General features: G+C 54.3%; 14 protein-coding genes. 6 read left to right on the top strand and 8 right to left on the bottom strand.

Annotated features, from left to right (window positions below; translation table 11 throughout):
- Positions 1-53: 53 nt before the first annotated feature.
- The gene (locus tag DMG62_15675) at positions 54-1,499 is read right to left on the bottom strand and encodes a hypothetical protein (GenBank protein ID PYY21992.1); all 1,446 of its coding nucleotides are present in this window, start codon (positions 1,497-1,499) and stop codon (positions 54-56) included.
- Between the two features lie 367 nt (positions 1,500-1,866).
- Between DMG62_15675 and nth the strand changes: the two genes are divergently transcribed.
- The 3 genes from nth to DMG62_15660 all read left to right on the top strand — a co-directional run bounded on the left by nth (position 1,867) and on the right by DMG62_15660 (position 5,325).
- Complete coding sequence (gene nth / locus DMG62_15670; GenBank protein ID PYY21991.1) at positions 1,867-2,628, top strand: endonuclease III; 762 nt, start codon at positions 1,867-1,869, stop codon at positions 2,626-2,628.
- Positions 2,629-2,640: 12 nt separating this feature from the next.
- Positions 2,641-4,626 (top strand): hypothetical protein, encoded by a 1,986-nt coding sequence (locus DMG62_15665; GenBank protein PYY21990.1) that lies wholly within the window; start codon positions 2,641-2,643, stop codon positions 4,624-4,626.
- Positions 4,627-4,932: 306 nt separating this feature from the next.
- Positions 4,933-5,325, top strand: coding sequence for a hypothetical protein (locus tag DMG62_15660; protein PYY21989.1), 393 nt, complete (start codon positions 4,933-4,935; stop codon positions 5,323-5,325).
- Positions 5,326-5,512: 187 nt separating this feature from the next.
- Here DMG62_15660 and DMG62_15655 read toward each other — a convergent pair whose 3' ends face one another.
- Together DMG62_15655 and DMG62_15650 are read right to left on the bottom strand one after the other, a co-directional pair.
- Positions 5,513-5,860 (bottom strand): anti-sigma factor antagonist, encoded by a 348-nt coding sequence (locus DMG62_15655; GenBank protein ID PYY21988.1) that lies wholly within the window; start codon positions 5,858-5,860, stop codon positions 5,513-5,515.
- Positions 5,857-6,300, bottom strand: a complete 444-nt coding sequence (locus tag DMG62_15650) for an ATP-binding protein (GenBank protein PYY21987.1) — start codon at positions 6,298-6,300, stop codon at positions 5,857-5,859. The genes DMG62_15655 and DMG62_15650 overlap by 4 nt, the downstream gene beginning before the upstream one ends.
- 217 nt (positions 6,301-6,517) lie before the next feature.
- Here DMG62_15650 and DMG62_15645 point away from each other — a divergent pair, with 217 nt between their 5' ends.
- Together DMG62_15645 and DMG62_15640 are read left to right on the top strand one after the other, a co-directional pair.
- Complete coding sequence (locus DMG62_15645; GenBank protein ID PYY22045.1) at positions 6,518-7,774, top strand: magnesium transporter; 1,257 nt, start codon at positions 6,518-6,520, stop codon at positions 7,772-7,774.
- 126 nt (positions 7,775-7,900) lie between these two features.
- Positions 7,901-9,139, top strand: a complete 1,239-nt coding sequence (locus DMG62_15640; protein ID PYY22044.1) for an Mn transporter — start codon at positions 7,901-7,903, stop codon at positions 9,137-9,139.
- Between the two features lie 57 nt (positions 9,140-9,196).
- On the opposite strand, the gene DMG62_15635 is transcribed toward DMG62_15640, so the two are convergent.
- Complete coding sequence (locus DMG62_15635) at positions 9,197-9,754, bottom strand: NUDIX hydrolase (protein ID PYY21986.1); 558 nt, start codon at positions 9,752-9,754, stop codon at positions 9,197-9,199.
- A gap of 9 nt (positions 9,755-9,763) precedes the next feature.
- Entirely contained in the window at positions 9,764-10,597 is an 834-nt protein-coding gene (locus DMG62_15630) for a Fe3+-hydroxamate ABC transporter substrate-binding protein (protein ID PYY21985.1), read from the bottom strand.
- Between DMG62_15630 and DMG62_15625 the strand changes: the two genes are divergently transcribed.
- A complete protein-coding gene (locus tag DMG62_15625) occupies positions 10,464-11,030 on the top strand; it encodes a hypothetical protein (protein ID PYY21984.1) in 567 nt (188 codons plus the stop codon). The two genes, DMG62_15630 and DMG62_15625, sit on opposite strands and share 134 nt — an antisense overlap.
- On the opposite strand, the gene DMG62_15620 is transcribed toward DMG62_15625, so the two are convergent.
- The 3 genes from DMG62_15620 to DMG62_15610 all read right to left on the bottom strand — a co-directional run bounded on the left by DMG62_15620 (position 11,014) and on the right by DMG62_15610 (position 13,361).
- Positions 11,014-11,745 (bottom strand): haloacid dehalogenase, encoded by a 732-nt coding sequence (locus tag DMG62_15620; protein PYY21983.1) that lies wholly within the window; start codon positions 11,743-11,745, stop codon positions 11,014-11,016. The two genes, DMG62_15625 and DMG62_15620, sit on opposite strands and share 17 nt — an antisense overlap.
- Complete coding sequence (locus DMG62_15615) at positions 11,742-12,293, bottom strand: hypothetical protein (protein ID PYY21982.1); 552 nt, start codon at positions 12,291-12,293, stop codon at positions 11,742-11,744. The genes DMG62_15620 and DMG62_15615 overlap by 4 nt, the downstream gene beginning before the upstream one ends.
- Positions 12,294-12,515: 222 nt before the next feature.
- On the bottom strand, positions 12,516-13,361 hold the full coding sequence (locus DMG62_15610) for a xanthine dehydrogenase (protein PYY22043.1): 846 nt from the start codon (positions 13,359-13,361) through the stop codon (positions 12,516-12,518).
- Positions 13,362-13,526: the final 165 nt, after the last annotated feature.

Below are 13,526 nucleotides of genomic sequence, written 5' to 3'. Positions count from 1 at the left end.
CGGGCGTCCTGTGAAAGAAGGGGTCACAATTGCTGACGAGCATGGTGCCCCGACTACTCTCGAACTTGTCCTCGATTACCCAGGTTCACGGCTTGATCGAGACGGATTCTTACGCCGGTGTTCTCCGGAAGTTCTACATCCTTCCCTTTTGTGGCAAGAATGTAGCCGCCCCCGGCTATCGCTCCGATTGCCAGCCCCTTCAGCGGGCCGCCAAAAATTAGGCCCGCGATCGTTCCAATCCCGGCACCGACGGCTGCTCCCTTCGCGGCTGTGGACGTCTTGGTTACGGACTCAACTTCGCCTTCCGGGTTCACAGAACCGTTTCCACCACTTTGGTTCACCGAAAGCAGCGTTGCCGCAATGGGAATCTGAGAGCCATTCGGCAGGGTGATGCTGTTGAAGCGAAGGTTGAGCTTGCCGCGGCCACGCATTGTGGGAAGCGTCTTTCCTTCCTCTGACTCCGTGACCTGACCGTTGATATGTGCGCCGGGAGGGATCACTATTCGATCGTCGATATCGCGCACTGGCTGAGTTACGACGGCGGTGAAGCGGTCCCCAACTTGCGATGTTTTGGTAGACAGCGCTGTCTGCAAGCTGGCGTCGATCTCCGTTCCTGACGGCAATTCATTCGCGTGCCCCGGTGAGCGCTCGCGGCGTGTAAGTTGTGGACCAGCAGAAGTAGGATTGCTCACCGACTCAGCCATCGGTTTCTGATCGTACAGAGGCTGGGCTCCAATGTTCACAGTCGTGAAGCTTGCGATGGGCTGGTTCGATGGCTCGTCGAACTGAAAGTAATAGCGCGTATTCGGCTTAAGATTCGAAAGATGGACGCGATGCTCTGTGGCATCTTTGAAGTCACCACCCGTATACAGCAAGTTGCTACGATCCGTCCCGTAGTAGACGGTGTTGCTGGCGGGCACGTTTGTCGTCCATGAGATCACCGCCGTGGTGTCATCCAGGTATTGAATCGACGGATCGCGCGTCAGGTTGATAGCCCCGAAGTTTGCTGTTTTCGCAGTGTTGTTATTTCCAGCGGCGGAAGCGTTTTGCACAGTGCCCTTGAATGGCTGCTGGTTGCGAATCGGATTAGCACCGAGTGCGGTTGTCTGGAATCCATTCAAAGTGTCGGCAGAGGCGGCTGCTGCGGTTCCTTGTCCGGTGTCGATCCGGAAATAGTAAGTTGTGCTCGCCTGCAGGTTGCGCAAATTGATCTGATGTCGCAAGCTCTGCGAGCGCACATCTTCGGCGATCTGATTCAGATTGCTTGCATCCTTGCCGTAGAAGACACGACTTACGAACGGCTGGTCGGTTGTCCAGGTGATCACCGCGAACTGATCATCAGCGTATTGGATCGTAGGACCCTGGGTGATATTTACCGTCGCCGGAGCCTGTGGCGCATTGCTGTTGCCGTCGTACGATCGTTGTGCCATAAGGCCGGAACTTAGGAACAACATCACAGACAACGAAAATCCGAAACGTCTTACAACTGCAAAACTCATAGGTAACTCTCCCCTTCTGGACGAGCAGCAATCGACTCTTACATTTTGACGCAACGTTCACGTTCTTGTAATGCAAGGCACCAGAAGTATGAACACGGAGGGCACGGAGGGGAATGAGAAAAAAGTAACTGCTGGAAGACCGATATAACGGATTGAACGGTTCCGAGGCGATTCTGTATTTTGCAATCTAACGAGTGCGGATAACAAAATCACCCGATTGATAGGTCGAACCGAGCTTAGTCCAGCCGTTCAATACGTGTTCCAGTTTTGACCTCCCTTCGTGTCCTCCGTGGCGCCGCCGTGTTCAAGTGCTTTTAGTATTCAGACCTGAGTTCCAAGCGTCCCCTCAGCTAAAATCATCTTCTTCATGCCTGCAAAACCAGGGCTCAAACAAAAGGCCGTCGCACCCTCCATTGGAAAAGCCGCCAAGCCTGAGAAGACTTCCGCAAAATACAACCCAACTTCCCCGGAGAGGGTGCGGGAAATTTTGCAGCGTTTGGCTGAGATGTATCCCACCGCCAAATGCGCTCTTCATCATTCCAATGCCTGGGAACTGCTGGTTGCAACCATTCTCTCGGCGCAGTGCACCGATGTACGCGTGAATATGGTGACTCCAATTCTGTTCAAGAAGTATCCGACCGTGCACGACTTCGCTGCCCTCAAGCCCGAGCAGCTCGAACCAGACATTCGGTCGACGGGCTTCTTTCGCAACAAGTCGAAGTCGCTGGTTGGTGCAGCGCAAAAGATACTCAAAGAGTTCGGCGGCAAGGTTCCTGATGAGATGGACGAGCTTCTTACCGTGCCAGGAGCGGCCCGTAAGACCGCGAATGTGGTTCTCGGATCATGGTTTGGTAAAGCTGAAGGGGTGGTTGTGGACACGCATGTTCATCGGATCTCGCGCCGTCTCGAATTAACGAAGGCAGATGATCCTCGCAACATCGAGCAGGATCTGATGAAAGTGATCCCGCGAGATCAGTGGATCGACTTTTCGCACCGCATAATCTGGCACGGTCGTGCGCTGTGCATCGCACGCAAGCCGAAATGTGTCGATTGCAAGCTGGAGAACATCTGCCATGCTGCGGACAAGACTTGGTCAACTGTTGACATTCACAAGAATGCGAAACCGTGATTCCGTCTCTCCGTGGTAAATTCGACCGCAATGTTTAAGTTGTTTTCATTCACTGCCGTCGCTCTCTTTTCGTGGTATCTCCCCGCGCAGCCGGAATCAGCTTCCGCGAAACCTATAACCGACGCTAGGCAAATCACAAGCAAAGTCCTGAAGCGAGAGGTTCAACCATTCTCGATCGAGAAGCTTTATACAACGCGAAATATCGGGGCCACGAGCTGGTCGCCCGACGACAAGACAATCGCGTTCGTTACCAACATTTCCGGACGGAACAACATCTGGCTGATTCCGTCAGAGGGCGGATGGCCTTCGCAACTCACGATCAGTGATCAGCGACAGATTGATCCAGTCTGGTCGCCGAATGGCAAATGGATCGCGTATAGCTCCGACCATAATGGCGACGAGCAATGGGACCTGTTTCTTGCTTCGCCGCTTACTGGTGAAGTCGTTAACCTGACGAACACTCCTGATGTGGCCGAAGAAGGTGCAGCATGGTCGCCTGACTCACGCTACATCGCTTTCATGTCGAAGCCGCGGAGTTCATCCACGTTCGAAATCAACATCATGGACGTGTTGACCAAGCGCTATCGATTTCTCACGAAGGACACGCCCAAGCAACTGGGGAACTTCGGCCCACTTTGGTCTCGCGACGGCAAGTGGATTGCGTACACGCAATCGCACGCCACCGGGAAAAACTCCAACATCTTTATCGCGGATGTGAGCACCGGCAAATCCACACTGTTAACTCCGCACACCGATGAGCACAACTATGAGGCGACTGGGTTTTCGCCGGACGGTAGATATCTGCTCATCACGTCCAATGCGACCGGCTACGAGAACGCTGGCCTGCTGGAGATCGCCAGTAAAAGGATCGAGTGGTTAACAAATGAAAAGTGGCGAGTCTCGTCAGGCTCGTTCTCTCCAGATGGTCGTCAGGTTACGTGGACGAAGAATATCGATGGCAATACCGATGTCTTCGTTTACGACATCGCCAGCAAGCAAACAGCCTCTCTCCCGTTACCGAGAGGCTTGAACAGTCTGGCGGGCGCCGTGACGGCGTTCTCTTCGGATGCGCGGCGGCTGCTCTATTACCATAATGGTCCGACAGCACCTAATGATGTCTGGCTTTACGACTTCTCTGCGAAGCAATCGAGACAACTCACGCATTCTCTGCTCGCAGGGCTCAACTCCGACGATATGGTCGAACCGTTTCTCGTCCACTATCCGAGTCGAGATGGCAAGTGGCAGATTTCGGCTTTCGTCTACGTGCCGCACAACGCTCCGCGTGACCAGACTCATCCGGCGATCGTTTACGTGCATGGCGGTCCAACTTCCCAGACGGTAAACGGTTTCAATCGCATTGTGCAGTACCTTGCCAATCAGGGATATCTGGTGATCGCTCCCAATTATCGCGGCTCGACAGGCTATGGAAAGGAATTCACGGATGCCAACCGCTTCGACATGGGTGGGGCAGATCTGCAAGACGTACTCGCCGCGGGAGATTGGATTCAAAAGACGGGCTACGCTGATCCCAAGAAGTTAATCATCATGGGCGGGAGCTACGGTGGATACATGTCGATGATGGCGCTCACCAAAGCGCCGGAGACTTGGGCGGCCGGCGTGCCGATTGTGCCGTTCGTGAACTGGTTTACTGAAGTGCAGAACGAAGATCCGCTGCTGCGCGAATACGACTTAGCGACAATGGGCGATCCGGTGAAGAACAAATCGCTCTGGGAGGATCGGAGTCCGATCAACTTCGTCGACCGTGTGAAAGCCCCTGTTCTGCTGCTCGCCGGAGGCAACGACCCGCGTTGTCCCAAATCGGAAGCGCAGCAAGTCGCAGACGTGATCAAGAAACGCGGTGGGACCGTTGAGTTTAAAATCTATGAAAACGAAGGGCACGGCTTTGCTCGACTGGAGAATCAAATCGATGCTTACAATCGCGTTGCCGAGTTCTTGAAGAAGTATGTTCCTGCTCCACCTTGTGGGTGCAATTTGTAAGCAAATCCAAAGCTGAACACGGAGGACGGAGGGTACATAGGTGGACACCAGACTCGGAACACGGATTGAATGGATCTGGCGGAGCAGGACGACCTCCATTTTGATGTTCCCGTCCGTACCCTCCGTCTCCTCTGTGTTCAAGTGTTTTTGACCTAAATGGCTGAAGCCGCGACAAGCACCACAATCCCAGAGGCACTCACGCAGGCAATCACGCAAACCGGAGCCACCCTCGGTTCATTGAGCGATGAGAGCCCACTCCTGCTCGTTTTTCTCCGTCAGTTTGGTTGACCCTTCTGCGTCGCCGGCATGGCTGAGATTCGGAAGAAGCGCTCGGAGATCGCGGCGACTGGAACGCAGTTGGCGTTCGTGCACATGGGAACAGAGGAGCAGGCGCAAAAATTTTTTTCGAAATTTGCACTGAATGGGGAGCACCGCGTGAGCGATCCGGAGCAAAAGCTCTATAAGACGTTTTCTCTCCGTCGCGGGAAGCTCAGTCAGCTATTCGGTCTTAAGGTCTGGAAGCGGGAATTCCGCGATCGGATTACGCTTACTTACGGCATGGGCAAGATCATAGGCGACTCTTTCCAGCTACCCGGTCTGTTCCTCATTCATTACTCCGAGATACTGAAGTCTTTCCGTCATGAAAGCGTAGCGGATGAGGTGGATTATGTCGCTATGGCGCGGAACCACCTGCGGTAGTGGGTGGTTCCGTTGACGTTGGGGTCGGTGTTGCTCCTCGGATTCCTGAACGGGTAAATGCGACATCAATCTCAAGCCAAAGCACCACCCGCTAAGGGCGTGGTTCTGAATATACGGATTCTTGCAGGGCTGAAAGTAAGCCGGGGAATGAGCACCCGGCCTTTTGCGGCGCGTATTGTCGTGCAAACTATCTCGAAAACGCTTTGACCGCGGAAGCTTCGTCGTCTTTTACATCGAAAACCGTATAGAGCTTCGTGATTTGCAGCAAGTCGTGGACCTTCTTTGTAAGATTCAAAAGCTTCAGCTCACCACCTTGATTGCGCACCGTAGTGAACGCGCTGACCAATTCGCCAATTCCTGAGCTGTCGATATAGGTCACATCTCCAAGGTTTAGCAGTATCTTCTTTTCGCTCTTGCCGAGCAGATCGCGAATGTGATCTCGGAGCACGACGCTGCCTTCACCCAAGGTGATGCGTCCGCTTAAATCCAGAATGGTGACGCCATCAACGCGTCGGCTGCTTGCTTTCATCGTCACTGTCTTTCCTCCGTGGCCGCTTCTGAATGGCCGATGTGTTTGACTAGCGTAATTTCCGTTCCAGGCTCCAGATGACGGATCTTGACCTCGTCCATAAACGATCGAATGAGAAAAATGCCTCGCCCGGACTGCTTGAGCAGGTTCTCTTCCGCCAACGGATCGGGAATGTCTTCGTCTCTGAGCCCGCGCCCCTGATCGGCGATCTTAATTACAAGCGAATCGCCGGTATTCTCAAAAGACACCGTCATCTTCTTTTTCGGATCGTAAGCGTTGCCGTGTAGCACGGCATTTACCGCCGCTTCGCGAACGGCCATTGCGATCCGATGACAGTCTTCCTCTTCAAAAGGCATTTTGGCCGCTAATGCCTCAGCCGTCTGTTCTGCTTTGTTTACGCTGTCGAGCGTGGAATCCAGCGTGTATGAGACCCGTTCTAAGGTCATGAACTCATTTTCCGAGCCGACCGTATGGCACCTCCGCACCCCTTAAGCTGCGTTGCCCTTCGCCTGCTCAAGTGAAATCGGTAGTTTGCCTGTCGCTTGCGAGTCTGTCAATCAATTGCTTTTGTCAGGCTCTGCCAACCGGGGACGACGCAGCTCCGGTGACGTTCTGCTGATTGAAAATGAAGATTGGTTCGGTGCTCATTCCTTTTGCGCTATCCTGCCCATTGTGAATCATGGTTTGGCACTTTCGCGTCTCCTCGGTACTCGCGTTACCGACTCCAGCGGAGCCGTCGCGGGCAAGGTGAGGGAGGTCGCGCTGCGTCCGCAGGAGGATCCGAACCGAGTTTCGGGGCTGGTGATAAAGACTGCGCACGGAGACCGTTTTCTCGTGCCCAGCATGATTCAGATTGGAGCGGACGCGCAGGTTCGTGCCTCTTCTCCTGCATCAGAGTGGCCCCATGCAGCGACTCTCGATGACTTTTTCCTTCTAGAACGAGACCTCCTCGACCAGCAGATCATCGACGTTCATGGACGCAAGGTCGTCCGCGTCAATGATGTTGATCTGCATCCCGAACCGGCGAATGGCGGTGTGAATCTCAAAATTTCCGAGGTCGACGTTGGTCTGCGTGGGGCGGTGCGGCGCCTGCTGAAGGGCGTGGCTCCTGCCGGAGCGATTGAAGCCGTAGTGAGAAAGTTGAAACCGCGAGTCATTCCCTGGGAATTCGTCGATTTGATTGAGACCGATCCGGCGCGGCGCGTGAAGCTGCGAATCGACCATGAACGCTTGTCGCAGCTGCATCCGGCCGATATTGCCGACATCGTGGAAGAACTGGCTCCGGCTGAGCGTGAGGCAGTATTCGAGACTCTGGACGAGGAAGTCGCTGCCGAAGCTTTAGAAGAAGTCGATCCAGACATTCAGGCATCGATTGTCGAATCGCTCGATCCGGAGCGGGCTGCCGACATCGTGGAGGAAATGGATCCTGATGCCGCCGCTGATTTGTTAGATCAACTTCCCGAGGAGCGCTCCGAAGAGATCCTGGAAGAGATGGAGCCCGAGGAGCGCGAAGAAGTAGTAGAACTCCTCGAACATGGCGAGAATACTGCCGCTGGTCGTATGACAACAGAGTTCCTCGCCGCTCCCGAGGATGCGACTGCTGGTCAAGCGATCGAGCTCTTACGCGCCTTCGAAGGCGGCGTCGAGAGCGTCGCGACAATCTATCTCGTCGACGCTGACGGCAAACTCACCGGCTCCGTGCCGCTGCAACGAATCGTTCTGAACTCACCCATGAAACCGCTCAAGGAACTTACCGCCCATCCGCTGGTCTTTGTTCATGAAAGCGACAAACAGAACAAAGTCGCCGAGCTGATGGACAAGTACAACCTGTACACGTTACCGGTCATCAACCGAGAACAACGGCTGCGCGGGATTATTACCGCGGACGATGTAATTACTCTTCTTCGGGAGCAGCGTTGACAAAATCGTAGCTCGACAGCTTTTCCGGCTGACCGATTCCCGTTCCCCGTTTATTCTGGACTGCTTCGCATTCGCGAAGTGCAATCCCGACATTCTGATGTGAGTGCCTGAGTGAGACCGAAGAGAATACTGTCTCGATGGTGGATAAAACTGCTTCTGTTTTTTTCCGTCGTCGGTCCGGGATTTATCACCGCCAACGTCGACAACGACGCCGGCGGCATATTCACCTACTCTCAGGCCGGAGCACAGTTTGGATACTCGCTGCTCTGGACCATGGTCCCAATCACGATCTCGTTGATCGTGATTCAGGAGATGTGCGCCCGCATGGGTGCTGTCACGGGCAAAGGTCTGAGCGACCTGATCCGCGAAGAGTTCGGCATCCGCGCGACGTTCCTCATGATGTTCGCACTGGTGATTGTCAACTTCGGCAACGTCATCACTGAATTCTTAGGAATCGCGGGAAGCTTGGAGCTGTTCGGCATTAGCCGCTACATCAGCGTTCCCGTGTGTGCCGTGATTGTGTGGTTCATCGTGGTGAAAGGCACGTACACAAGCGTTGAGAAAGTCTTCCTGGGCGCCTCGTTCTTTTATGTCGCTTACATCATCGCTGGCGTTCTCGCTCATCCGGACTGGAGTGCGGCGATGGTCAATACTGTGCGTCCGCCATCTTTTCATGACTTTCACAATTCTGCATACCTGTACATGATTATTGGCCTTGTGGGCACGACGATCGCTCCATGGATGCAGTTTTACCTGCAGGCCTCTGTGGCGGAGAAGCGCGTGAGCATTAAGCAATACGCTGCCTCACGGCTCGATGTGATTGTCGGATGTTTATTTACCGACATTGTCGCTTGGTTCATCATCGTGGCGTGCGCCGCAACCCTCTTTGCCGCTGGACACACCGAAATTCACGATCCAGCAGATGCCGTTGTCGCCCTTGAGCCGCTCGCGAGCAAGTATGCCTCAATCCTTTTTGGAGCCGGGCTGCTCAATGCATCGCTCTTTGCCGCGTCGATTTTGCCGATTTCTACCGCTTACACGGTGTGCGAGGGTTTGGGATTTGAGTCTGGAGTGGACCGCAGTTTCAAAGAAGCCCGAGTGTTCTACTGGCTCTACACGATTCTCTTGGCTGCAGGCGCGGGATTTGTTCTGATTCCAGGCGTTCCGCTCGTAAAAGTCTCGATTCTTTCACAGGTGATCAACGGGATTGCGCTACCTGCGGTGCTCATTTTCATGCTGCTCCTAATCAACAAAAAGGAACTAATGGGCAGCCACACCAATTCGAGGCTCTTCAACATGATCGCCTGGAGCACGACTGTTGTTCTTATCCTGTTGTCGCTGGCATATCCGTTCACACAGAAGTAAAACGCAATAAATACCAGAAATGACCTCTTTGTGAGGTGCCTGAGCGCAGTTCCGAGCTCAGTTTGGCAGCAATTTTCCGTTGGCAAGCTGCTGGATGATGTCGCGGTCTGCGTCGAGGAAGTCGAAACGAGGGAGATCGCGGCGATCTACCCAGCGAATCTGCTCGAAAATGCGATTCTCCATCTCGCCTTTATATTCTCGTACTCGATAAAAATGCAGCTCCACGGCTCCCCCACGCTTGTAGTGATGCTGTATTGAGGTCACTTTTTCGCCGATGGTCGCCGAAATTCCCAATTCTTCGTCAAGCTCCCGGCGTAGTGCCGCGACTTGTTCCTCCCCGGGCTCGATCTTGCCACCCGGGAATTCCCACTTCAATGCCATAGGCTGATCTTTTGTGCGCTGGCAGATCAGGAGCTTGCCATCGCGGACGATGAGAGCCGCTACCACCTGCTTTACGCTCGACACGCAAGCGTCCGCCGAATTGGAATTGTGACAGAGCGATGTTGCAGCGAGATGAATGTAGTCATGTCCTTCACAGGCACGAACACCGGGCACACACTGCCCACGAAAGACTAAGTAGGAGAAACTGTCCTTGGATGCCGCCCACCAAGACATCATAATAGTTCATTTCGACGGGACCATGGATGCCATGCGACGTAATCCATTAGCTTCGCGCCCGTTAATGGCTGCTTCCAGCGCGCGCAAGCCGGCCAGGAGAGTGGGTCCGGGTGTGTTCAGATACTCGTCATTAATGCAATACACGTGTCCGCTGCGAACAGCTCGGAGCGACTCCCATCCGCGCCAGGAGATAATTTTTTCCAGTGGCACGCGATCTCCCGCCCCGCACCAGGCTGCAATCATTACGTCGGGATCGAGTTGCTGAATCATTTCGGGAGTAGTTTGCTTTCCGGCGTCGCCAAGAAATCTGCCGCCTGCTACCTCTACAAGTTCCGCAACCCAGGCTTGTGAGTAAATGAGCGGCTTCCCCCACTCCTCGCAATAAATCGTCGGACGAGGTTCTCGCGTTGCGTTTCGGGAGCGAACCCGTTCGATCTCCATTTGCATTTCGCGGATCAGATAATGCCCGCGATTAGCTTCGTTCATAATGCCGGCGATTGCGGCGATATCGGCATAAACATCGCGCAGGGTATGGGGCGCCAGTCCGAGAAACTGAGCGCCGGATTTCAGAATCTCAGCAAGGGCTTCGACTTGATAGGGAACGGAGGCGATCACCAAGTCTGGATTTACAGCGCGAATCTGTTCGGAATCGGCGGTCCATGAATCCTCGATGATCGCGATTGCGCGTTGTTTCACTGCGGGACAGATGTCGGCGCAGTACTTCGTGCAAGCGATGAGACGATCAAGCAGCCCCAGACGCTCCATTGTGGAGGTAACGGATGGCTGCAATGAGACAACACGCTGCGGAGTGAAGTCAGCGGGATGGGAGAGAAAGGGCATAATGAAATGCGATAAGGTGATTCTATCGGTTCGGGAACAGCGGGCAGCAATGCCTGGGTTTCTTTATCTCGTCACCATGTATCGACCTCAATTGCTCGATCATTTCCAGCATCCACGCAACGCTGGTGCCATGGATTCGCCTGAAGTCAGCGTGCAAGCGGAGAATCCCGCTTGCGGCGATGTCATGAAACTGATGCTGCGAATCAGGAATAACAAAATTGAGGAAGCGAAGTACCAGGTGAGAGGATGTGTCGCTGCCATTGCCTGCGGCTCAGCTTTGACTGAGGCGCTCATCGGCAAGAATGCGTTGGAAGCGCGAGGAATAACGCGGGAGTCGATTGTGGATATACTCGGTGCTTTACCAAACGAGAGCGTTCATGCCAGCCATCTGGCAATCGATTGCCTTCAGCTTGCTCTCAAGCAGTGGAAGTGAGCTTCGCAACGGCAGGTTGGTAAAATCGCCAGGCGCGCTGTTCCGCAATCTTCCGAAGATCATCATTCGGGTTCACTGGGAAAGCATTCCGCGCCAGCTCCAGCATCTCCAGATCAAAGATCGAATTACCGAAGCTCACGTCGAGGGGCTTCTTGAGCACGCGCTGCAACGCATGCGCTTTGCCTGGCCCAGATGTCATCTCTCCGAGATGATCGGTAGCGATACCACGGTCGATCTCAACGCGAACCGCCAATACGCGCTCAGCAGGGATTCCGATCTTGCTGACCGCCTCTTCAATCACCCAATTGTTGGTTGAAGAAACCGCCCAAATATCACAGCTTTGCATGCGAAGTCTGTTCACCAACGTTATCATTTCGGGAAAGAAGTGCGGCATTATATTGGACTTGACGAAGCCCGCCGCAAACTCTCGAATCCTCTGTTCAGGAATTCCGCGATGAATCTGGACCATCTCACCACAGATTTCGTCTTCGCTGACTCGTCCGGCGAGATATTCGTCATAGCGGCGCAACATCCACGCTGCGACATCGGACGCGATCAACCCTTCCTCAATCTCCCAGTACATGAATTTCATACCGGAGTCGCCGAACCACAGAGTACCGTCGCAATCGAAAGCAGAAAGCTGCGGCCGCAGATTCGCGACCGCCTCCACGAAATCTTCAGGACTGTTGAACGAACCGTATCCAGGAGAAGTCATCGGCCGGCTTGTAGAGACGAGTAATCCTCAGGAGTGTTGATGTCTAGCGCGATGCCCGGATCGTCCACATCGAGATATTCGATGTAGGCTTGATGCTGATGTTCAATTTCTCGGGCGTTGCTCGACGGCGTTGCCCGCAGAAAGGCTTCGATCATTTCGCGAGCGAAGATTACGGGATGGCCATGCTTCCCATCGAACTGCGGCACTACGGCCCAGGTGATTTCCGGGGAGGTCTTGAAGAAGTGTTCTTTGAGTCTCTGCACGGTGTGCGTCTGTGCCGGTGGCCGGTCTACCAGCGTGACGCAAGCAGTATCGCGGCCGCGATTGAGCACAGCTTGGAGTCCCAAGCGCAGAGAGCTGAATTGCCCAAGCTCCGGCTGCGGGTTAAGGACAAGGTAGGCCGAATTTTGATAGATGATTGGCCTCAACTGGTCGATGTTCTTTCCTGCGACGACGAGCACGAAATCGCAAACGTTTTGGAGCACTTGTATCGCTCCGGCCAGGAAACTTCGCCCTCCATACTGCAGTAGCGCTTTGTCCTGTCCCATACGGGAGGAGGAGCCGGCAGCGAGAATGATTCCTGCTATTGATGAAACGCGAGCCACGAGAGATAGGGTACAGCAAGGCTACGTGGTTCCGGCCGCCCTCGGCCGGTGGGATGCGTGAGATCCGAAGAACGTGAGGGATTCCAAACCGTCAAATATGTAGTTCTAGGCCGGAAAGCAAAACCAAAAGCCGGACCGAGGGTGGCCGGAACCACGTAACCAAGATTAATCTTTGTCCGAAGTCTGCTTTGTAGACTGAAGTATCTCCGCTGCCTTCAGGCTGCGCTTGTGATTTAAAGAGCCGGCTCCGCGTCGAATCGCGATCATCTCGGCCACAATGGCAATCGCAATCTCTTCCGGGGTAATGGCGCCGATATCGAGCCCGACTGGCGCATAGACACGCGATAGCTTTTCAGAGGCAACGCCTTCTTTTTCGAGCTGTTTGTAGATGGCAATCACTTTGCGTTGCGAGCCGATCATGCCGATGTACTTTGCCGGAGTATCGACCGCCCAACGCAGAACGCGCATGTCATCGCGGTGTCCGCGGGTGACGATCACCAGATAGGAAGAATGGTTCGGTGCGAGCTGCGAGAGGGCACGGTCGAAATCCTCCGCGTAAACGTCTTTGGCTTCAGGGAAGCGCTCGCGACTGGCATAACTCTGTCGGTCATCTACGACGACTACCTCAAAGCCGGCCATGCGCGCGGCACGATACACGTTGACTGAAACGTGTCCGGCACCGAACAAATACACGGTTTGCACGGGCAGGATTGGTTCCAGATAAATTTCGAGTGTGCCGCCACACACGAGCCCGGTGTCGTACTTGGGATCGTGATTCAAGTTGAAGGTCAGCGTGCGCGGCTTCTCCTGCTCCATAACTTCCCGTGCAGCCTGCCAGACTTCAGCTTCAACGCAGCCTCCGCCAATTGTGCCGCTGATGCTGCCATCGTCTCGCACCAGCATCCTCGCCGATTCGAACGAAGGAATCGATCCCCTCGCGTTCACGATCGTGGCTAGAGCGCCGCGTCTTCCGGCACGTCTTAGATCGACGATCTCTTCGAAGATGTCCATTTGAGGCAACTTCACCACAGAGGCACGTAAAGCTAAACTAAGGGAGATGAGACGCTCAAAATGTGCGAACTCCATTGCCCCATTTTGATCCGAAAAGCATGCTGCTCTTCTCTGTGCCTCCGAGTGCTCGTGGTGAAATGATGTTTCAATTCTAACCCTACTGCG

The sequence above is a fragment of the Acidobacteriota bacterium genome, from assembly GCA_003225175.1.
GTDB lineage: Bacteria > Acidobacteriota > Terriglobia > Terriglobales > Acidobacteriaceae > Gp1-AA112.
The sequence above is the reverse complement of the archived record's forward strand: the minus strand, read 5'-3'. Positions and strand labels throughout refer to the sequence as shown.

Bases quoted from the DNA above. Each gene is read 5' to 3' on its own strand.
- DMG62_15675 (PYY21992.1), bottom strand. From the start codon at position 1,499: ATGAGTTTTGCAGTTGTAAGACGTTTCGGATTTTCGTTGTCTGTGATG.
- nth (PYY21991.1), top strand. From the start codon at position 1,867: ATGCCTGCAAAACCAGGGCTCAAACAAAAGGCCGTCGCACCCTCCATT.
- DMG62_15660 (PYY21989.1), top strand. From the start codon at position 4,933: ATGGCTGAGATTCGGAAGAAGCGCTCGGAGATCGCGGCGACTGGAACG.
- DMG62_15650 (PYY21987.1), bottom strand. From the start codon at position 6,300: ATGACCTTAGAACGGGTCTCATACACGCTGGATTCCACGCTCGACAGC.
- DMG62_15635 (PYY21986.1), bottom strand. From the start codon at position 9,754: ATGTCTTGGTGGGCGGCATCCAAGGACAGTTTCTCCTACTTAGTCTTT.
- DMG62_15625 (PYY21984.1), top strand. From the start codon at position 10,464: ATGTCGGCGCAGTACTTCGTGCAAGCGATGAGACGATCAAGCAGCCCC.
- DMG62_15630 (PYY21985.1), bottom strand. From the start codon at position 10,597: ATGCCCTTTCTCTCCCATCCCGCTGACTTCACTCCGCAGCGTGTTGTC.
- DMG62_15620 (PYY21983.1), bottom strand. From the start codon at position 11,745: ATGACTTCTCCTGGATACGGTTCGTTCAACAGTCCTGAAGATTTCGTG.
- DMG62_15615 (PYY21982.1), bottom strand. From the start codon at position 12,293: ATGGGACAGGACAAAGCGCTACTGCAGTATGGAGGGCGAAGTTTCCTG.
- DMG62_15610 (PYY22043.1), bottom strand. From the start codon at position 13,361: ATGGACATCTTCGAAGAGATCGTCGATCTAAGACGTGCCGGAAGACGC.